At 66.2% G+C, this 19,161-nt stretch carries 18 protein-coding genes and 2 pseudogenes; 14 read left to right on the top strand and 6 right to left on the bottom strand.

Annotation, left to right across the window (positions count from 1 at the left end):
• The first annotated feature begins 41 nt into the window (after positions 1–41).
• Both A5753_RS20310 and A5753_RS20305 read left to right on the top strand, forming a co-directional pair.
• A complete protein-coding gene (locus tag A5753_RS20310; RefSeq protein ID WP_067132297.1) occupies positions 42–431 on the top strand; it encodes a hypothetical protein in 390 nt (129 codons plus the stop codon).
• 30 nt (positions 432–461) lie between these two features.
• Positions 462–1,040: an AAA family ATPase gene (locus A5753_RS20305; RefSeq protein ID WP_067132294.1), complete on the top strand. Its 579-nt coding sequence runs from the start codon at positions 462–464 to the stop codon at positions 1,038–1,040.
• A gap of 27 nt (positions 1,041–1,067) precedes the next feature.
• On the opposite strand, the gene A5753_RS20300 is transcribed toward A5753_RS20305, so the two are convergent.
• Positions 1,068–2,129, bottom strand: a complete 1,062-nt coding sequence (locus A5753_RS20300; RefSeq protein WP_067132292.1) for a DoxX family protein — start codon at positions 2,127–2,129, stop codon at positions 1,068–1,070.
• Between the two features lie 95 nt (positions 2,130–2,224).
• Between A5753_RS20300 and pncA the strand changes: the two genes are divergently transcribed.
• Both pncA and A5753_RS20290 read left to right on the top strand, forming a co-directional pair.
• Positions 2,225–2,785, top strand: coding sequence for a pyrazinamidase PncA (gene pncA, locus A5753_RS20295; protein WP_082971414.1), 561 nt, complete (start codon positions 2,225–2,227; stop codon positions 2,783–2,785).
• Positions 2,785–3,585 (top strand): ketosteroid isomerase family protein, encoded by an 801-nt coding sequence (locus A5753_RS20290; protein ID WP_067132287.1) that lies wholly within the window; start codon positions 2,785–2,787, stop codon positions 3,583–3,585. Before pncA ends, A5753_RS20290 begins: the two co-directional genes overlap by 1 nt.
• A gap of 10 nt (positions 3,586–3,595) precedes the next feature.
• Here the strand turns inward: A5753_RS20290 and A5753_RS20285 are convergent, their stop codons facing one another.
• Positions 3,596–3,955 carry a DoxX family protein gene (locus A5753_RS20285; protein ID WP_067132577.1) on the bottom strand — a complete coding sequence of 120 codons (360 nt, stop codon included), beginning with the start codon at positions 3,953–3,955 and terminating at the stop codon, positions 3,596–3,598.
• 168 nt (positions 3,956–4,123) lie between these two features.
• Here A5753_RS20285 and A5753_RS20280 point away from each other — a divergent pair, with 168 nt between their 5' ends.
• The 5 genes and pseudogenes from A5753_RS20280 to A5753_RS20260 all read left to right on the top strand — a co-directional run bounded on the left by A5753_RS20280 (position 4,124) and on the right by A5753_RS20260 (position 9,298).
• Complete coding sequence (locus A5753_RS20280) at positions 4,124–5,119, top strand: sigma-70 family RNA polymerase sigma factor (RefSeq protein ID WP_067132285.1); 996 nt, start codon at positions 4,124–4,126, stop codon at positions 5,117–5,119.
• On the top strand, positions 5,109–6,434 hold the full coding sequence (locus A5753_RS20275; RefSeq protein ID WP_067132281.1) for a sugar ABC transporter substrate-binding protein: 1,326 nt from the start codon (positions 5,109–5,111) through the stop codon (positions 6,432–6,434). The genes A5753_RS20280 and A5753_RS20275 overlap by 11 nt, the downstream gene beginning before the upstream one ends.
• A 15-nt stretch (positions 6,435–6,449) precedes the next feature.
• Positions 6,450–7,396: pseudogene (locus tag A5753_RS20270) on the top strand (carbohydrate ABC transporter permease).
• Positions 7,397–7,403: 7 nt separating this feature from the next.
• Entirely contained in the window at positions 7,404–8,225 is an 822-nt protein-coding gene (locus A5753_RS20265) for a carbohydrate ABC transporter permease (RefSeq protein ID WP_369829343.1), read from the top strand.
• Positions 8,226–8,227: 2 nt separating this feature from the next.
• Positions 8,228–9,298, top strand: a complete 1,071-nt coding sequence (locus tag A5753_RS20260; protein WP_067132274.1) for an ABC transporter ATP-binding protein — start codon at positions 8,228–8,230, stop codon at positions 9,296–9,298.
• Between the two features lie 18 nt (positions 9,299–9,316).
• On the opposite strand, the gene A5753_RS20255 is transcribed toward A5753_RS20260, so the two are convergent.
• Positions 9,317–9,604 carry a DUF3349 domain-containing protein gene (locus tag A5753_RS20255; protein ID WP_067132271.1) on the bottom strand — a complete coding sequence of 96 codons (288 nt, stop codon included), beginning with the start codon at positions 9,602–9,604 and terminating at the stop codon, positions 9,317–9,319.
• 220 nt (positions 9,605–9,824) lie between these two features.
• Here A5753_RS20255 and A5753_RS20250 point away from each other — a divergent pair, with 220 nt between their 5' ends.
• The 5 genes and pseudogenes from A5753_RS20250 to A5753_RS25250 form a co-directional block, all read left to right on the top strand.
• Positions 9,825–10,658, top strand: coding sequence for a DUF3097 domain-containing protein (locus A5753_RS20250; RefSeq protein ID WP_067132268.1), 834 nt, complete (start codon positions 9,825–9,827; stop codon positions 10,656–10,658).
• Between the two features lie 91 nt (positions 10,659–10,749).
• Complete coding sequence (gene efeU, locus A5753_RS20245) at positions 10,750–12,360, top strand: iron uptake transporter permease EfeU (RefSeq protein WP_067132265.1); 1,611 nt, start codon at positions 10,750–10,752, stop codon at positions 12,358–12,360.
• 37 nt (positions 12,361–12,397) lie between these two features.
• Positions 12,398–13,573, top strand: coding sequence for an iron uptake system protein EfeO (gene efeO, locus A5753_RS20240; RefSeq protein WP_197694757.1), 1,176 nt, complete (start codon positions 12,398–12,400; stop codon positions 13,571–13,573).
• Between the two features lie 2 nt (positions 13,574–13,575).
• Positions 13,576–14,892, top strand: a complete 1,317-nt coding sequence (gene efeB, locus A5753_RS20235) for an iron uptake transporter deferrochelatase/peroxidase subunit (RefSeq protein WP_067132262.1) — start codon at positions 13,576–13,578, stop codon at positions 14,890–14,892.
• Between the two features lie 63 nt (positions 14,893–14,955).
• Positions 14,956–15,495, top strand: a pseudogene (locus A5753_RS25250) (universal stress protein); the annotation flags it as partial.
• Positions 15,496–15,500: 5 nt separating this feature from the next.
• On the opposite strand, the gene A5753_RS20225 reads toward A5753_RS25250, so the two are convergent.
• The 3 genes from A5753_RS20225 to A5753_RS20215 are packed head-to-tail and all read right to left on the bottom strand — an operon-like array spanning position 15,501 to position 19,089.
• The gene (locus A5753_RS20225; protein ID WP_231990115.1) at positions 15,501–17,027 is read right to left on the bottom strand and encodes a bifunctional 3-(3-hydroxy-phenyl)propionate/3-hydroxycinnamic acid hydroxylase; all 1,527 of its coding nucleotides are present in this window, start codon (positions 17,025–17,027) and stop codon (positions 15,501–15,503) included.
• A complete protein-coding gene (locus A5753_RS20220; RefSeq protein WP_067132253.1) occupies positions 17,024–17,962 on the bottom strand; it encodes a fumarylacetoacetate hydrolase family protein in 939 nt (312 codons plus the stop codon). Before A5753_RS20220 ends, A5753_RS20225 begins: the two co-directional genes overlap by 4 nt.
• A complete protein-coding gene (locus A5753_RS20215) occupies positions 17,959–19,089 on the bottom strand; it encodes a VOC family protein (protein WP_067132250.1) in 1,131 nt (376 codons plus the stop codon). Before A5753_RS20215 ends, A5753_RS20220 begins: the two co-directional genes overlap by 4 nt.
• Between the last annotated feature and the right edge of the window lie 72 nt (positions 19,090–19,161).

Raw genomic sequence — 19,161 nt, 5'->3', positions numbered from 1 at the left:
TATGCTACAACTCGTAACGAAGTGTTGCATTGGAGGAAGTCATGGCGGAGGCCCTCGATCGTGTGACGCGCGTTGCGTCCGACCTGATGGACAGCGCGGCGGCTGAGGGTGCCCGCCAGAGCCGCTCGGCTAAGCAGCAACTCGACCACTGGGCGCGGGTCGGGCGCGCGGTGTCCAGCCAGCACGCCGCCTCGAGGCGCCGGGTCGAAGCGGCACTCGCCGGTCAACTGGCGACCAGCGAACTCACGGTCGAGGAAGGCGTGGTGTTCAACGCCGAGATCTCTGCGGCCATCGAGGAAAGCCTGGCGCGCGCCAACTACGGGGCGACGCTGGCCGGGCAAGGGGTTACCACCGTAGCCCTCAACGACGACGGCGAGATCGTCGAGCACCGCCCCGACGGCGCCACGGTGGTGCTCGCGGCCGGGCGCTGACCCGGCGTTCGCCGGCGGTTCGGCGGTCGGATGGATCGACTTGATCTGGTGGTCGGGCCGAACGGCGCCGGTAAGTCCACGTTCATCGCGTTTACTCTGGCGCCGTTGCTGCCGGGAAGCCTCGTGGTCAACGCCGACGAAATCGCGCGGCAACGCTGGCCCGAGGATCCGGCGTCGCACGCCTACGACGCCGCGCGCATCGCCGCCGACACCCGCACAAAGCTGATCGAACTGGGCCGGTCCTTCATCGCCGAAACGGTGTTTTCCCATCCGTCGAAGCTGGACCTCATCCACGCCGCCCGCGGCGCGGGCTTCACCGTCGTGTTGCATGTGCTGCTCATCCCGGAAGACCTTGCGGTCGAACGTGTCCGGCACCGCGTGGCAGCGGGCGGTCACGACGTGCCGGAAGCCAAGATCCGCCTGCGCCATCACCGGCTGTGGATACCGGTCGTCGAGGCCGTTGCTCTGGCCGACCTTGCAACCATCTACGAAAACAGCCGGCATCGCGGGCCGCGCATCGTCGCGCGGCTCAGCGGCGGCTTGACGGTCGGCGCGCCCGAGTGGCCCAGGTGGGCACCGGAGAATTTGCGGGCGCGCTGGCCCGACTAGTTCAAACTCGGCCGCCCGCTCCGGTGACTACCAGGACAGCTTGCGCCGGCCGGTGTCGACCTGACTGCCGACTCGCTCGCGGGCGGTGTCGGCCAAGTCGTTGCCGCGCTGACGGGCGGTTTCGGCGAACTCCTCGCCGCGCGCCCGCGCCGTGCCGGCCAGCTTCTCGCTGCGCTTGCGGGCCTTCTTGGCCAGCTTCTCGCTGCGTTTGCGGGCCTTCTTGGCCAGCGGCGCGGCGCGGTCGGCGGCCTCGTCGGCGAGCTCTTCGCTGCGCTTGCGCGCCTTCTCTGCCAGGTAGGCGGCGCGGTCGGCGGCCTCGTCGGCCCATTGCTCACCGCGCTTGCGGGCCTTCTTCGCCAGCGGCTTACTGCGGTCGGCAGCAGTGCTGGCCAGCTCGCGGCCGCGTTCGAGGGCGGCTTCGGCGTAGGGTGCGCCGCGTTCTGCCGCCGTGCTGGCGAGTTCGCGGCCGCGTTCGAGGGCGGCTTCGGCGTAGGGTGCGCCGCGTTCTGCCGCCGTGCTGGCGAGTTCGCGGCCCCGTTCGGCGCCGATCTGCAGGCCATGTGCGATCCGGTCACCGAGCTCGGACGCATCGAACGCCGAGTCGTCGGAACCGGGCCACGCCGACGAAACCCGCTCGGAGAGCCGTTCGGCCGCCTGCCGGCCACGCCATCCGAGCGAGGGCTTACCGGCTGTGTCGGCGGAGGCGATCAGCAGTCCGCCCAGCAGGCTGAGGTCGGTGAGGAATTGCTGGCGTTTCTGGGCTTTGGCCACCGGGTCGCTTTCGTTCCAGAACGAATGTGTCCCGAGGTTGGCCGGCAACACCGTCACCGCGAGCGCCGCCGATGCGATGCGGGGAAGTTTGCCGGTGGCAAGCAGTAGGCCGCCGCCGATCTGTACGGCCGCGGTGATCTGCGCGACCGTCTCGGGGTCGCTGGGGATGCTGCCGCTCACCGAATCCGGCAATGCCTGCAGCCCGTCCACCGCCGGCGCCGCGGCCTCCGCCGCGGATTTGGGGTTCAACAGTGAATTGACTCCTTGCCCGATGAATGCCACTGATAACAGGGGTCGCGCGATTCTCCTGAGCACCATGGCCCGTGTATTACCCGGCTGCTTGTCGAGCAAACCGCCACCCCGATAACTCCAGCTAGATCCGCCTAGGGGTACGCACCGATAGGGTGGAGCACGTGCGAGCGTTGATCATCGTCGACGTGCAAAACGACTTCTGCGAGGGCGGCTCGGTGCCCACTGCCCGCGGTGCCGCCGTGGCGCCCGCGATCAACACCTATCTGTCCGGTGACCCGGGCTACCACTACGTCGTGGCGACCCAGGACTTCCACATCGACCCGGGTGATCATTTCTCCGACAACCCGGACTATTCGTCGTCCTGGCCCGTGCACTGCGTCGCCGGAAGCACGGGCGCGGATCTTCGCCCGGACCTGGACTTGCGGCACCTCGATGCGGTGTTTCGCAAGGGCGCTCACGCCGCGGCGTACAGCGGTTTCGAGGGCGCCGATGAGAACGGCACGACGCTGCTCAGGTGGTTGCGACGGCGGGGGGTCGACGCAGTCGACGTGGCCGGCATCGCCACCGACTTCTGCGTGCGGCGAACCGCCGAGGACGCGGCAGCGGCGGGCCTGACCACCAGGGTGCTGGTGGACCTGACCGCGGCCGCCGCGGTCGACTCGGCCGCCGAAGCGCTGGCGGAGATGCGCTCCGCCGGCATCGAGTTGGTGGGGGGACCGTAGTGGTGGTGCCGCTGGGTCGGGAACGTCTGCTCGCCGCCGTCGAGCGTTCGCCGCAGGCGGCCGCCGCGCACGATCGCGCCGGGTGGGTGGGACTGTTCACCGACGATGGCCGCATCGAGGACCCGGTGGGCTCGCGACCGCATGTGGGGCACGAGCAGATCGGGCACTTTTACGACACGTTCATCGGTCCGCGTGACATCAAGTTCCACCGCGACCTCGACATCGTCGTCGGCACCACGGTGCTGCGTGACCTCGAACTCGAGGTGGCGATGGGTTCGGCGGTGACCATGTACATTCCCGCCTTCCTGCGCTATGACCTCCGAGAAGCCAACGGCGAGTGGAAGATTGGCGAACTGCGAGCCTACTGGGAGCTTCCCGCCATGATGCTGCAGTTCCTGCGCACGGGTTCGGGTGCTTTGCGGCCCGCGTTGAACCTGTCCAAGGGGTTGTTGGGCAATCAAGGCTGGCGTGGCACGGCAGGTTTCATGGCCGGATTCCGGCGGGTGGGAGCGCGCCACCAGCGGCTGTTGACGGCGTTCCTGGACGCGGTCGCGCGGAAAGACAAGTTTGCCGCGGCGCAGGCGCTGTCCACGGATGGCGCAATCACTTTGGGTGATCGTGACCCGCTCGAACTGGCCGAGCTGATGGAGCAACTTGACGGAGTCAGCGCAACCAAGATGAATAGCGCAGGCCCCACCGTGGCCGTCTCACTCAACTCGGGTCACGGACGCGCCATCGTGTTCGCCGATGTAGCTTGGCGCGGCAACACCATCAACCGAATCAGGTATTTTCCCGCCTGATCAACCGCCTTCAGGCATGTCTGACGATCACCATCAGCGCCAGCGATGCCGCGGACAGGCAAAGGTATGCGCCGGGAAAAGCGATGTTGTATAGGACGCGTGCCCTCAGGTGAGTCGCCACCGCGCCGACGAAGAATGCAACTAGGCCGGCGGCGGCCGCGATACCCAATTGCCACGCGCCCAGCAGGCCGACAACGATCCCGGCGGCCCCGGCCAGCTTCGCGGCGCCAAGCGCCGGTAACCAGGACGGCGGCACCCCGACCTCGGCAGAGTTCGAAAGAACGAATCGCGCCGGAACGAAGTCGGCGATGGCGATCGCCGCGGTGACGGCGGCGGTGATCAGCGTGATTACGACGAGTGCGGTATTCATCTTGATCAATCCCTTGTCGCGCAGCAAATTCCGCAGCGGCGAGTCGGGTGCGCGCACTGCGCGCCGCGGCGCACAATCGGTAAGGTCATGGTGCTTGTCTCCTTTGCCACACGAAGTCCGTTGGACGCGGTCACCTTCTTGACGAGTTTCGTGCAAAAAAGGTGACCCATGGGTGCAACAAGGGATTTGGCGGATCTGGCGGCGCGTTTCGACGCCGACCGAAGACATTTGAGGTCGGTCGCGTTCCAGCTGCTGGGCTCGGTGGCCGACGCCGAAGACGCCGTGCAGTCGGCTTGGCTCAAGGCCAGTCGCGCCGACTTCGACGCCGTCGAGAACCTCACCGGCTGGTTCACGACGATCACCGCGCGCGAGGCATTCGACCAGCTTCGGGTGCGCAAGCGTCGCGCCGAACGACCGCTCGCCGGACCCGACGAACTGGACCGGCTGGTCCAGGCGGCGTCAGCGCCGGCCGACGAGGACGCACTGCTGACGGAGTCGGTGAGCAGTGCGCTGCTCGTCGTGCTCGACCGGCTGTCCCCGGCGCAGCGCGTCGCGTTTGTGCTGCACGACGTTTTCGCGATGCCCTTCGAGCAGATCGCCGCGGTGATGCATCGGTCGCCGGACGCGACCAAGAAGCTGGCGAGCAGGGCACGCGGGCGCGTGCATGCGGAGCCGGCCGCCCCGCCACGCCGCACGGCTCACCACCTGAAGGTGGTGGAGGCGTTCCTGACGGCCACCCGCGGCGGTGACATCGCCGGCCTGCTCGAACTGCTGGCTCCCGAGGTGGTTCGCACGGTCGATCCGGTCCTGGTCCCGGCCGACGTGCCGACCACGTTGCGTGGCGCGCCGGAGGTCGCCACGGAGACTCGACGGTTCGCGCAGCGGGCGCGCGCTGGTGCTGTCATGCTCATCGACGGGGCACCGGGCATCGTGCTCGCGGCCCGCGGGCGCGCTCAGGTTCTGCTGGTGATCGGCATCCGCGCCGACGGTCGTATTCACACGATCGACATCACCGGCAATGCCGAGCGGATCCGTCGGACCGCGCTGACGCTGCCGCGGTGGCCGAACCAACAGCATCACAATCTCATCGGGTACCAAGGACGTCAGACACACTCGGCCGGAGAGCCGGCCACGGGGCAAGACCGGGAGAGTCATGCTCGATAGGCCGTTCGGACGGCGCAAGCTGTTGCGGGGCGCCGGCGCGCTTTCCGCGGCCGCGCTGGCACCGTGGCCCGCCGCGTGCGCACCCGAAGACGACGCCCTCACCTTCTTCTTCGCGGCCAACCCGGACGAGCGCGACGCCAGGATGCGGATCGTCGACGAGTTCATGCGCCGTCACCCGGATATCAAGGTTCGGCCGGTGCAGTCCGGTCCGGGCGTCATGCAACAACTTTCGACGTTTTGCGTCGGCGGCAAATGCCCCGACGTGCTGATGACGTGGGAACTGTCCTACGCCGAACTCGCCGACCGCGGTGTGCTGCTGGACATGAACACGCTGTTGGCACGGGACAAGGCTTTCGCCGACCAGCTCATGGCGGACAGCATCCCGGCACTGTATGAAACCTTCACGTTCAACGAAAAGCAGTACGCGCTGCCCGAACAGTGGTCGGGCAACTACATGTTCTACAACAAGAGGCTCTTCGCTGAGGCCGGGGTGCCCGCGCCGCCCGAGACGTGGCAACAGCCTTGGGATTTCACCGAATTCCTGGACACGGCGCGCGCTCTGACCAAGCGGGACGCGTCCGGGCGGGCGTCGCAGTACGGCTTCGTCAACACCTGGGGTTCGTACTATTCGGCCGGCCTGTTCGCGATGAACAATGGCGTCGCCTGGTCTAACCCGCGGCTCAACCCCACCCACTTCAACTTCGACAAGGCGGCGTTTCAGGAGGGGGTGCAGTTTTACGCCGATCTGGCCAACACATACCGAGTCGCGCCCGACGCATCGGGGATGCAGTCGATGTCGACCCCCAATCTTTTCGCGGCGGGACGGGCGGCGATCGCGCTCGGCGGGCATTGGCGCTATCAGACCTACATCCGGGCCGAGGATCTGGATTTCGATGTCGCTCCGTTGCCGGTTGGCCCGGCGCTGGGAAAGGGTCACGCCGCGTGTTCCGACATCGGCGCCACTGGACTGGCCATCTCGGCGAGCAGCCCCCGCAAAGAGCAGGCATGGGAATTCGTGAAGTTCGCGACCGGCCCCGTCGGGCAAGCGTTGATTGGTGAATCGCTGTTGTTCGTTCCCGTGTTGCGCTCAGCGCTGCGATCGGACGGATTCGCCAAGGCTCATCGACGGCTCGGCAATCTCAGTGTGCTCACCGAAGGGCCGGCCTTCTCACAGGGCTTGCCGATCACGCCGGCATGGGAGAAGGTCAACGCCTTGATGGACCGCAACTTTGGCCCCGTCCTGCGGGGCCACCAGTTGGCCACCTCGTTGGACGGCCTGTCCCGCTCCGTGGACGAAGTGCTGCGCAGCCCATGACCTCGACGGGCGCACCTGGCGCGACCGCGCCGGCCGGCAAGGCGAAAAGGTCCCCGAAGGACCCGAGCCCGTGGCGCCGACGCGCGTGGGCGGGTCGGTTGTTCGTGGCGCCAAACATGGCGGCAGTCGCCGTGTTCATGCTTTTTCCGCTGGGCTTCTCGCTGTACATGAGCTTCCAGAAATGGGACGTGTTCACTCCACCGAAATTCGTGGGCCTGAGGAACTTTGGAGAGCTGTTCACCTCCGATCCGCTCTTCCTGATCGCGATCCGCAACACGGTCATCTTCACCCTCGGAACGGTCGTGCCGACGGTCCTCATCAGCCTGGCCGTCGCCGGGGTGCTCAACCAGAAGGTCAGGGGCATCGGCGTCTTCCGAACGATTGTCTTTCTGCCGCTGGCTATCTCATCGGTCGTGATGGCGGTAGTGTGGCAGTTCGTTTTCAACACCGACAACGGCTTGCTCAACATCATGCTCGGGTGGGTAGGGCTTGGCCCGGTCCCGTGGTTGGTCGATCCCAATTGGGCCATGGCCTCACTGTGCATCGTCAGCGTCTGGCGCAGCGTGCCCTTCGCCACCGTCGTCTTGCTGGCGGCGATGCAAGGCGTTCCGGGAACGGTCTACGAGGCGGCCAAGATCGACGGCGCCGGCGAGATAAGACAATTCGTCTCCATCACCGTTCCGCTGATCCGAGGGTCGGTCTCGTTCGTGATCATCATCTCGGTCATCCACGCCTTCCAGGCGTTTGACATGATCTATGTCCTCAACGGACCCAGCGGTGGGCCGGAATCGGCGACCTACGTGCTGGGCATCATGCTGTTCCAGCACGCCTTTTCGTTCCTCGAATTCGGGTATGCCTCCGCGCTGGCGTGGGTGATGTTCGCCGTCTTGCTCGTGCTGACCGTGGTGCAGTTGCGGGTCAGCCATCGACGATCTTTGGAGACTTCGCGTGGGCTTAAGTGAGGGTGTCATCAAGCACACCGCGGTGCGCGGCGGCATCGTGTATGGCGCGCTGCTCGCCGTCGCCTGGTGCGCGCTGTTTCCGATCGCGTGGGCGGTGTCGGGCTCGCTGAAAACGGAAGGCGAGGTCAGCGAGCCCACGCTGCTGCCGGCCCACCCGCGGTGGTCAAACTACACCGACGTGTTCGCGCTGATGCCGTTCGGGCGGATGTTCTTCAACACCGTGCTGTACGCGGGCTGCGTCACCGCCGGGCACGTCTTTTTTTGCTCACTGGCCGGATACGCCTTTGCGCGACTGGATTTCCGTGGCCGCGACGCGCTGTTCGTCGTGTATCTCGGCACGCTGATGGTGCCCCTGACGGTCACCGTGATCCCGCAATTCTTGGTGATGCGGACCCTCGGCTGGGTTGACACGCCGTGGGCGATGATCGTGCCGGGTTTATTCGGCAGCGCATTCGGCACGTACCTGATGCGGCAATTCTTTCGTACCTTGCCCACCGATTTGGAGGAGGCGGCCATACTCGACGGCTGTTCGCCGTGGCAGGTCTATTGGCGAATCCTGCTTCCCCACGCAAGGCCGGCGGTGATGGTGCTCGCCGTGCTCACCTGGGTCAACGTCTGGAACGATTTTCTGTGGCCGCTGCTGATGATTCAGCGCAACAGCCTGGCCACCCTGACCCTGGGCCTGGTGCGGATGAAGGGCGAATATGTTGCCCGGTGGCCGGTTCTGATGGCAACCTCGATGCTCATCATGCTGCCCCTGGTCATCATCTACGCGGTCGCGCAACGCTCGTTCGTCCGCGGAATCGCCGTCACCGGGATGGGCGGCTAGCCATGGCGTCGGTGACATTCGAACAAGCGACCCGGCGCTACCCGGGAGCGGATCGACCGGCCCTCGACAACCTGGACCTTGTCGTCGGCGACGGCGAATTCGTCGTCCTGGTCGGACCGTCGGGGTGTGGCAAGACCACGTCGCTGCGCATGGTGGCCGGGCTGGAAGTCGTGGACTCCGGGCACATCCGGATCGGCGAGCGAGACGTCACCAACGTCGATCCCAAGGACCGCGACGTCGCGATGGTTTTTCAGAATTATGCGCTCTACCCGCACATGACGGTGGCCCAGAACATGGGCTTTGCCATGAAGATCGCCAAGACGCCGAGGGACCAGATCCGTGAGCGGGTGCTGGACGCGGCGAAACTGCTTGACCTGCAACCCTATCTCGATCGCAAACCGAAGGGCCTGTCCGGCGGGCAACGGCAGCGAGTGGCGATGGGCCGCGCGATCGTCCGCCGGCCCCACGTGTTCCTGATGGACGAACCACTGTCCAACCTCGACGCCAAACTCCGCGTGCAGACGCGCAACCAGATCGCCGCCCTGCAACGGCGGTTGGGCACCACCACCGTCTACGTCACCCACGACCAGGTCGAGGCAATGACCATGGGCGACCGAGTCGCCGTCCTGCGCGACGGCGTGCTACAGCAGTTCGCGCCACCCCGCGAGCTCTACCGCAACCCACACAACGTCTTCGTGGCGGGTTTCATCGGATCGCCGGCGATGAATCTGTTCACCCTACCCATCGTGGATTCCACTGTGGCCTTGGGCGATTGGCCCATAGCCCTGCCCCGAGAGGCCGCCGGCGCCGCGGGCGAAGTCGTGGTCGGAGTTCGTCCCGAACATTTCGAGCTGGGTGATCTCGGTGTCGAGATGGAGGTCGACGTGGTGGAGGAACTGGGGGCGGATGCCTACCTCTATGGGCGAATCACCGGGTCCGGCAGGGTAATCGGTGCGCCCATCGTCGCGCGGGCCGACGGGCGCAACCCGCCGCAGAAAGGCAGCAGGGTGCGTCTGCACCCGGAACCCGGGCACCTGCACTTCTTCGGTGTGGATGGCCGCCGAATCTGTTGACTGGTCGGTCGGCGGTGCCTACCCGCGCGAGCAGCGGAGCGCATGCACACGACGCTGGACACGCGCGATCTCGTCGGGGGAGGGCAGCTGGTTGGTGATGCGGGTGATCTCCACGCCGATGTCGATGGAACTTATCGGCCAGAGCCGACGCGCGATGAGATTCCTTGCGATGGCGGTGATGTCGTCGCCACAGAGCCGTCGGCGCGTCAACGCCGCCAGTGGCACATGCCCGGTGAGCGGCATGCCAGAGGGGTAGCCGGCCCGCACAAAAGCGACAATGCTCGTCACCCAATGCGACAGGTCCATATGTCCACCTCGCTAACCGCCGCAAGTTGCGCGTGAGCGGCAGTGCTTGCTTAGCTAGCAACGTACCATCGGCAGCGCCATCAGCTGAGTAACGCCACACAGTTAAAAACGGGTTTTCTATAGGGGGTGGCCGGCGCAGCGGAAGTGATTTCGGTGACGATTCGCCGGCCGTGGCGCGCCGTAACAGTGTTTGGTCGCAAGGCTTTCTAGTATTGCCCGCGTGGTGGATCGCTATGGAACCGATGTCCTCGCAGCGGGACGACGCAAGCCCCGCTCGACCGAGCATCCGGCCGAACTGGGCCTGGTGGTCGAGGATGTGGAGACGGGATACGTCGGCGCGGTAGTGCGCGTCGAATACGGGCGAGTGGACCTCGAAAACCGACGCGGTCACGTGCGTGGGTTCCCTTTGGGCCCTGGGTATTTGCTTGAGGGGCGGCCCGTCATCCTCACCGCGCCGCGCCGGCCGGCACCGACCGCCGCGGGCAGGACCGCTTCCGGTTCGGTGGCCGTGTCCGGTGTCCGTGCCCGGGTCGCCCGCGCCAGCCGCATCTACGTTGAAGGTCGCCACGACGCCGAGCTCATCGCGCAGGTGTGGGGCGAGGACTTGCGAATCGAAGGCGTCGTCGTCGAGCAACTCGGTGGTGTCGACGACCTGGTGGAGATCGTCGCCGAGTTCGCCCCGGGGCCGGGGCGGCGGCTGGGGGTGCTTGTCGATCACCTCGTCGCCGGTTCGAAGGAGGCGCGGATCGCCGATGCGGTGCGGCGGGGCTCCGGCGGCACCGACACGCTGGTCGTCGGTCATCCCTACGTCGACATCTGGCAGGCCGTGAAACCTCAGCGGTTGGCCCTGGAGGCCTGGCCCGAGGTGCCGCGGCAGGTGGAATGGAAGCGTGGCGCGTGCCAGGCGCTCGGTCTGCCGCACAACAATCAGGCGGACATCGCGAAGGCCTGGCGGCACATCCGTTCGCGGGTGCGCGACTGGAACGATCTGGAGCCGACTCTGATCAGCCGGGTCGAAGAACTCATCGACTTCGTGACGGCGCCGGTCTGCTGACGCGGTAGCCACCGGACCAGGGCTAATGCCCGTCGCTTAGTTCGGCTACGCTAGGCCGAACGTCCCGATCGGCGGGATAGAAATAAGGCGTATGCAGGGCTTATTCGGCGTTTTCATCGGCACGTTCCTCATCGGTCTTCGTGAAGGCCTGGAGGCGTCGCTCATCGTGAGCATCGTCGGTGCCTTCCTCAAACGAAACGGCTCGACGGTCCGGCCGATGTTTGCCGGTGTCGCCGTGGCCGTGCTGCTCAGCGTCGCAGTGGGCGTCGGCCTCGACCTGTTCGCCGCGAGCCTTCCGCAGGCCCAGCAAGAGATGATGGAAACCGTCATCAACGCCATCGCGGTGGTGTTCGTGACGTCGATGATCATCTGGATGAACGGCAACGCCGGGCAGCTTAAGGGGGAACTCGAGCGCGAGGCCCGTCAAGCGGTCAACCGTGGTGGCGCGTTCGCCCTGGCCGCGATGGCGTTCCTTGCCGTTCTCAAGGAGGGCTTCGAGACGTCGGTGTTTCTGTTGGCCGCCGCCGAGACGTCGCATGGCAATCGGTGGTTTGCCGTGCTGGGCGGCGCCGTGGGCATCCTGACGTCGGTCGGGCTCGGCGTGGGCCTGTACTACGGCGGCTTGCGGATCAACCTGGCCCGCTTCTTCCGGGTCACCGGGGTGTTTCTGGTGCTGATCGCCGCCGGCCTGGTGCTCGGCGCGCTGCGCGCCGCGCACGAGGCCGGCTGGGTGAGCATCGGCCAGCAGCAGGTGCTCGACCTGTCCGGCTGGATACCCAGCAATTCGGTGCTGGGCGCGGCGACTACCGGGGTGTTCGGCATCCCCGCCGACCCTCGGCTCATCGAGGTGCTGGGCTGGCTGCTGTATGCCGTGCCCGTTCTGGTCGTTTTCCTCTGGCCGGCCCGGCTCGCGGCCGCCCCGCGAGCCCGCAGCCGGCTGATGACGGCGACGTCGGCGGTGCTACTCGTGGTGGGGGCGGCGCTGACGATCATGACGCCCGCAGCTTCCTCGCCCCCGACGTCGCCGGTGCGCACCGTCACCGACCGCTCCGGGCACACCGCTGCGGTGTCGTTGGTGACGGGGCCGCACGGACGTGAGCTGAAGGTCGTCGCCCAGGGCGCCTCGACCGTCCGCAACATCGTGCTTGTCCCGGCAGACGACCAAACAGTGGACGGCGTGCCTGTACAGGTATGGCAGGTCTCCGAGGCGGCCGGGGCCGATGGCGCGCCGGAAGTCACGCTGGATCAGTTGCTGACCATGACGGGGGGCCGGGTGCCGGTCGGCCTGGCGGTAGGCCGCACCCCGGGGCCGTTCCAGGGGCAATGGTCAACGACCACCGTGTATACCGTGTTCGCGCGAGGCGATTCTGTGGTCAGTGCGCACGCGACGAGCAACCGCACGGCGCTGTTGACCGGTGGAGGGTTGACGGGCGCCAAAACCGTGAGCCTTGGCGGACTGGCGACGGACTGGTCCACGTCCGCTGCCGAAGACCACTCGACGCTCGCTGAGATTGTGGCGAGCGAGCGTCATCGCGGGGAGCGGCAGCTCTGGAATGTTTGGCTTCCACTGGTATTGGCCGGTTTTGCGTTGGCTTGCGCGCTGGCAGCGGTAGCCTCGCTGCGCGTGGACCGCCGACAGGAGGATGAGAGGAAATCGGTTCATGGTGAGTCGCATCGCCTGGGCAACGTCCCGGTCTCGTGAATACTGGTTGACTGCAACGGCTCTTGTTGCGGTGGCGGTGTTGCCGGTGACCGCATGCAGCCACTCGGATGGCAACTCGAACCATGCACAGCACTCGAAGCCGGCAGGTACCAACGCGGTCAAGGTCACGATGGCGAACAACGGTGGCCAGGACGGCTGCACACTGGATACCACAAGCGTGCCCGCCGGACCGGTGACCTTCACGGTCGCCAACACGAATGCACCCGGCATCAACGAGGTCGAATTGCTCAGAGATCAGCGCATTGTGGGCGAGAAGGAGAACCTCGCGCCCGGCCTGGACGCGGTGTCGTTCACGGTTTCGCTGGACGGCGGCGCCTACCAGCTTTACTGTCCGGGGGCGAGCACCGAATACCAGACCCTGACGGTGTCGGGTAAAGCGCCGGCGACGCCGACGGGCACCGTGGCCAGCATCCTCGGCCAGGGCACCAAGGACTACGCGGCCTATATCGTCAGCCAAATCGGTCAGCTCAACGACGGCGTGAAGGCGCTCGATGCCGCCGTGCAATCGGGCGACGTCGATGCGGCAAAGGCCGCCTACGCCAAGGCCCGGTTGTTCTGGGAGCGTTCGGAATCCACCGTGGAGGGTTTCGTGCTGCCGGGCTTCGCGGTCGGCGACAACGCCGGCAACCTGGATTATTTGATCGACATGCGTGAGTCGACGCCGGTCGACGCCAAAGTCGGATGGAAAGGCTTTCACGCCATCGAGCGCGATCTGTGGCAGGGCGGCGCGATCACGCCCGGAACGAAGACGCTCAGCACCGAATTGGTCGGCAACGTCGGCAAATTGAACGGCATCGTCGCGAGCCTGCAGTACAAACCCGAGGACCTGGCCAACGGTGCCAGCGACCTGATCGAAGAGATCCAGAACACCAAGATCACCGGAGAGGAAGAGGCCTTCAGTCACATTGACTTGGTGGACTTTTCGGGCAACGTCGAAGGCGCCCAGCAGGCGTACGCGTCGTTGCGACCGGGCCTGGAGAAGATCGACGCCAATCTGGTTCACCAGATCGATCAGCAGTTCCAGACCGTGCTCGCCACCCTGGACGGGTATCGCGACCCCGCCGCGCTCGGCGGCTACAAGACCTACACTCCGGCGCTGAAGGCCAGCGACGCACCCAAGTTGACCGCGGTGATCCAGCCGCTGCACCAGAGCCTGTCCACCGTCGCCCAAAAAGTCGTCACGGCCGGCTGATCATGACCGACGACATCACCCCACCCTCCGACGGCGACCCGAACGACATTGGGGCACCGGCTGACTCCACAGCGGTGTCGCGTCGGCGCGCGCTCGGTGGCGCCATGCTGGCCGGGCTCGGTGGCGCCGCCATCGGTGCCCTCGGTGGCGGGTTCGCCGGTCACGCCCTGGCCGCGGAACAGCGTGGTGACGACGATGACACCGTCGATCTGCGCCGCAGTTACCCCTTTTACGGCCAGCCCCACCAAGGCGGAATCGACACGCCCCCACAGCGTTACGCCATGTTCATGTCGTTCTCGCTGGCCGACGGCGCCGGCCGGACCGAGCTACAGAGACTGTTGGCGCGCTGGTCGGCCGCCGCTGCGATCCTGCAGCAGGGGAAGCCGGTCGGCACGGTACAGCCCCAGGTCGAGGTGCAGCCTCCCGCCGACACCGGGGAGGCCTACGGGCTGAGCCCCGCCGGCCTCACCGTCACGATCGGGCTGGGGCCGTCGCTGTTCGGTGATCGGTTCGGACTGGCGGCTCGGCGACCCGCCGTGTTCACCGACCTGCCGCCGCTGAACGGGGACAACCTGGATCCGCGCATGCATGGCGGCGACCTGTCCGTGCAGGCGTGCGCCGACGATCCCCAGGTCTGCTACCACGCGGTGCGCAACTTGGCCCGCCTTGGCCGCAACATCGTGTCGCCGTCCTGGGCGGTGCTCGGGTTCGGCCGGGCCTCTGCCGGACCCGGCCAGCACACGCCACGAAACCTGTTGGGATTCAAGGACGGAACCCGCAATATCGCCACCGATGCGGAGTACGCGAAATATGTCTGGGTCACCAACGGCGACCAGCCCTGGATGAACGGGGGGACGTACCAGGTCGTCCGTAAGATTCGGATGTTGATGGAGACGTGGGACGTCGACCGGATCGGCAATCAGCAAAGGATCTTCGGGCGCACCAAAGAGGAAGGTGCGCCGCTGAGCGGCAAGCACGAATTCGATACACCGGACTTCGCCGCCATGGGCGCCGACGGAAACCCGCTCATCGATCCGAAGTCTCACGTCGGCCTTGCCGCCCGGGAAAACAATGACGGCGTCATGATCCGCCGACGGTCGTACAACTACACCGATGGCCTGGACGCCAACGGCCAACTCAACGCCGGTCTGCTTTTCGTTTCGTATCAAAATGATCCGCAAGCTTTCATCCGCCTGCAGAACCGCCTGGGCGCCCACGACCTGCTCAACGAATACATCCGGCACATCGGATCAGCTATCTTCGCGGTGCCGCCGGCGCCTGCTGAAGGCCACTACATCGGGCAGAGCCTGTTCGCCTGAGCAATCCCGTCGACAGGCAGCGACCAGAGACCTCCGGTACGACAGGTGAGGACTAAAGCCTGATCAACTGTCGCCGCGGGCTGGGCAGCGCGCGAAGCGGGATGAGAACATTCCGCTTACCGTCGTGCACGCGGCATCGACTCCCACCGCGACATTCCCGCCGGTTCCGTACCCCGAGTCGCTCGTCACGAGTCTGGAAGACGAGGGCAAGAAGGCGATCATGCGCGCGACGAAAGTCGCCGAAGAGGTGATGCCGGCGGACCACCATGTTCCCATCGGCAGGTGATGGACGTCTTCGAAATCGATTGGCCGGCGGTCGAAAGCGAAGCCCAACGCAGCCTCGCCGAGAGGCTGGCGGGCTGGCAAGAACGCTGTCCTGACGTCACCGTTCATCGACTCATCGCCCAAGACCGGGCGGCGCGACACCTCATCGATCAGTCGCACACTGCGCAGCCTGTGGTCGTCGGCAGTCGCGGTCGGGGTGGTCTGAGCAGGATGGTGCTGGGTTCGGTCAGCAACGCGGTCCTGCACTCGGTCCGCGAGCGCGATGAGCGCCGCGGCCTCCGAATACCGGTTATCGTCGCTCGACCGCAATTCGCATAACGCGCTCACCGCTCACGCAGCACAGCGGTCGCCCAGGCGCACAGAGACGCGACGTCACCTCCGGCCCGGGCGACGGTCCGGTCGGGGCGCACCACAGCTGCGTCGGCGCGCCCCCGACGCAACCACGTCGCCAAGGCATCGCCCGATTGCGGGATCAGGGTGACGACGCCGCGACGCCGCAGGGCTGCTTCGTCGGCGGCCGTGGGGCGAACCATGGTGATCAGCGCGAAGCCCGTGCCGAGCACATCATCGAGGCGTCGACCGTCACGCAGCAACGGGTTCGGGCAGAGCCTTCCGCCGAGCCGGCGCGGCAGTGGCGAATTGCTCACGAGCGCTGAGGAATGCAGCGCTGGCGTGGTGGAGTCGACGATCCTGCGGCGCAGGCCGGGGATGAAGCGCATATGTGGCAGCACCAACCGGCGCGCCGCATCGCCCGCGCGGCCGCCGCCGGTCATCGCCCAGCCGACACCCAGCGCCAACCGGATCATCTGTCGGGTATGCGGCGCGCGTTCCTGTTCGTAGCTGTCCAGGGCATCCGCCGCCATGGTGCCGTGATGGACCGCGGCGAGCTTCCACGCCAGGTTGGCCGCATCCCGAAACCCTGCCCCCATGCCCTGGCCGATGAATGGGGGAGTGAGGTGCGCCGCGTCGCCGAGAATGAACACGTTCCCGCGTCGCCACCGGTCGGCGATCTGAGCGCGGAAGGTGTATTCGGCGACACGCAGCAGGGTCAGCCGGCTGTCGGTGACCGTTTCCGTCCACGGCGCAATCAGCGGCCGCAATGCGTCTAGCGTGCCGAAGTCGTCGGCGGTTTCGCCGGCCAGCAGCCGGAATTCCCATCGGTAGCGGGATTCTCCGATGCGCATGTAGGTTCCCGCGCGTACCGGGTCGCACACCTGGTGGACGCCATCCCATTGGCGCAGGTCGGCATCGCTGGCCACGTCGACGACCAGCCAGCGTTGCTGAAAGTTCAAGTCCCGCATCGTGGAACCGATGTGGACGCGCACGGTGCTGTTCGCGCCGTCGCATCCCAGCACATAGTCAGCGTCTACGTGGTGAAGGTGGCCGTCGGTGCGGTCGGTGAACGTGACGCGGATGCCCTTCGCGCCATCGGTGATCGCGGTGACTTCGGCGTCGCCGCGCAATTGCGCTGTGGGGTAGCGCTTGAGGTTGGCGCGCAGCAGCGCCTCCAGCTCCGGCTGGTCGAACATGTTGGCCTGCGGAAAGCCGTTAACACGCTGGGATTGATCGCGGTTGAACTGGGCGAGGACATCGAAATCCACGCCCATTAGCCGCAAACCCAGCGTGGGCCTGGAGATCGACGCGAACTCATCGGCGATGCCGATGCGGGCGAGTATGCGGTAGATCTCGTCGTCGAGGTGCACGGCGCGTGGCTGGGGGTACACGGCGGACCAACGGTCGAGCACCAGGCAATCCACGTCGTGTTGCGCCAGCAGGGTCGCGGCGGTGATGCCGGTCGGTCCGGCGCCGACTATGACTACGCAGCGGCGCCGAACGTAATCGTGGTTCACGCGAATCGTACTGTGGCGCGCTGTGTTCCGAGATCGATGGTTCTGTCATCGGTGCCGATCGACGCCTCGACGACGTCGCCGTCCTGCAGGTAATTCGTGTTGTCGGCCTGGCGCGAGAAGAAGAATCTCCATTTCAGGTTGGGTGGCAACAGGTTTCCGATGATCTGTAGCGGCTTCGGCGGAGCGCTCAACGCGGTGCCGGCCGGGGTTCCGGTGAGCACCAAATCGCCGGGTGCGAGTTCCTGGAACTGGGTAAGCGACTGCAGCGCCTGCAGCGGACGGTAGAGCATGTCGGGATCGACGAGTGCATTCTGGCGCTCGTCGCCGTTGACGCTCAACCGCAGTCGCAGATCGCCGAATCGCTTGAGTTCGTCCGCGCCCAGCAGCACCAGTTCCGGGCCTACCGGGGTGAACGTCGGATAGGACTTGGCCTCGTAGAACTGCGTCTGTGGGAGCTGCACATCGCGCGCCGAGATGTCGTTGGTGACGACCAGCCCGGCGATGAGGTCGCCGAGGTTCGTCTCGGAAATGCTGGTGCCGACCGGGATCGTGCTCCCGATCACCAGCCCGATCTCCACCTCGTAGTCGAGGAGCTTGACGTGTGGCGGTTTGACGATGTCGTCGAACGGGCCGTTGATCGATGCCGACGCCTTGCGGAAGAAGGTCAGCGGCACCGACGACGGGTCCATGCCGGCGTCTTTGACGTGCGACTCGAAGTTGGTCATCTGGGCTATCACCCGGCACGGTCTGGTCACCGGCGAGACGAATCGCAAACCGTCCAGTTCCACGCTGTCGGTATTGTCGGCGGCCGCCTCAATGGCGGCCGCATCGGCCAGCAGCCCCGCGGTGCTGGTGGCGGCGGTGTCGATCTTCGCGGCGCCGCGTGCCGTTTTGAGCCACCAGGCGTCGGCGGTGTGCAGGACGGAAACGGTCATGAGGTAGGCACTTTCAGTAGTCCGGCTAGACGGCCGATATCGAATTCGTTGTGTCCGCGCAAGGCGGTAGCGATCGAAACGAGTTCATGGCGAGCAGATTTGAGGTCGGTGCCGAGGAAGTCCCTGCTCGCCGGAGGGCCCCATTGGGCCAATCCTGATGCGGTAAACGGTGCCCATCCGGGTTCGAGGGTGTTGTCGAACAGGTCGCCATCGGCGAAGTGCTCGAACAGGTAACCATCGGGATCGCGCCAGTAGTCGAAGATCTGGCTGCCCTGGATGTGTCTGCCGATTCCCCACGAGCGCAAATAGCCACGCTCGCGCAGGTATTCCCCCCCGGCGGCCAGGGCGTCGAGGTCGCTGACCTGATACGCCGAGTGGACGTAGCGGTTGCCCGGACCGAGTGCGAGAGCGAGCGTGTGATGGTCGGCCGGGGTCAGGCCGCGATCGCAGCGGATGAAACTCATCGTCGGTCCTCGGCCGCGCTGGCCGGGGAAGTACAAGAAGTCGCTGACGATCATCCCCAGGTTGTCCAGGTACCAGTTCAGCGTCTCAACGTACTTCATCGACTGCACGACGAGATGTCCCAGGCGCTGCACGCGGGCGGGCGCGCGCCGGGGACGCTGGGCTTCGTTGATGCGCCGCGGGTCGGCTCCGAAATTGAGTGAAAGCGGTTGCTGCGCCGGGAGTTCCGGTAGTTCGGTCATGCCGGCGACAACGCGGACCGGCATGCGGCTGGGGTCGACCAGCTCGACCGAGACGCCGCCGACGGCGTCGGGCAGCGGTCGCGTGGGCGCGCCGTGGGCATTAGCCAACCTCAGCACGTCCGCCTCGTCGCACGCCTGGAACGCCACACCGGCGAATCGCCGCCTGGGCCCGCGACGCAGGATTAGGCATGGTCCGCCGGACAGCGTGCCACGCATCAGCACTTCATCCGGGCCGCGCTGGGCCGTGTGAAACCCGAAGGCCCGCGCGAAGGCCTCGGCGCGCGTCGGGTCCGGTCGCTCGAACTCCAGCCAGGCGATATCGACGACCTTGATCACCGGGGTGCGTGATCGTCCGGGGTGCTCGCCGGGTAGCGCGCCCGGCGGACTATTTCCGTCTGGCTGGGCGCTCTTAGTCATGTTCATCTGCGATCTCCCACACTAACTGACGAAATCGTCACATACGAGTCAAGGTTCAGTCAAGACTTCTGACGGAAT

Origin of the sequence: Mycobacterium sp. 852002-51971_SCH5477799-a (genome assembly GCF_001667145.1) — a bacterium.
In the GTDB taxonomy this organism is placed as follows: domain Bacteria; phylum Actinomycetota; class Actinomycetes; order Mycobacteriales; family Mycobacteriaceae; genus Mycobacterium.
The sequence above is the reverse complement of the archived record's forward strand: the minus strand, read 5'-3'. Positions and strand labels throughout refer to the sequence as shown.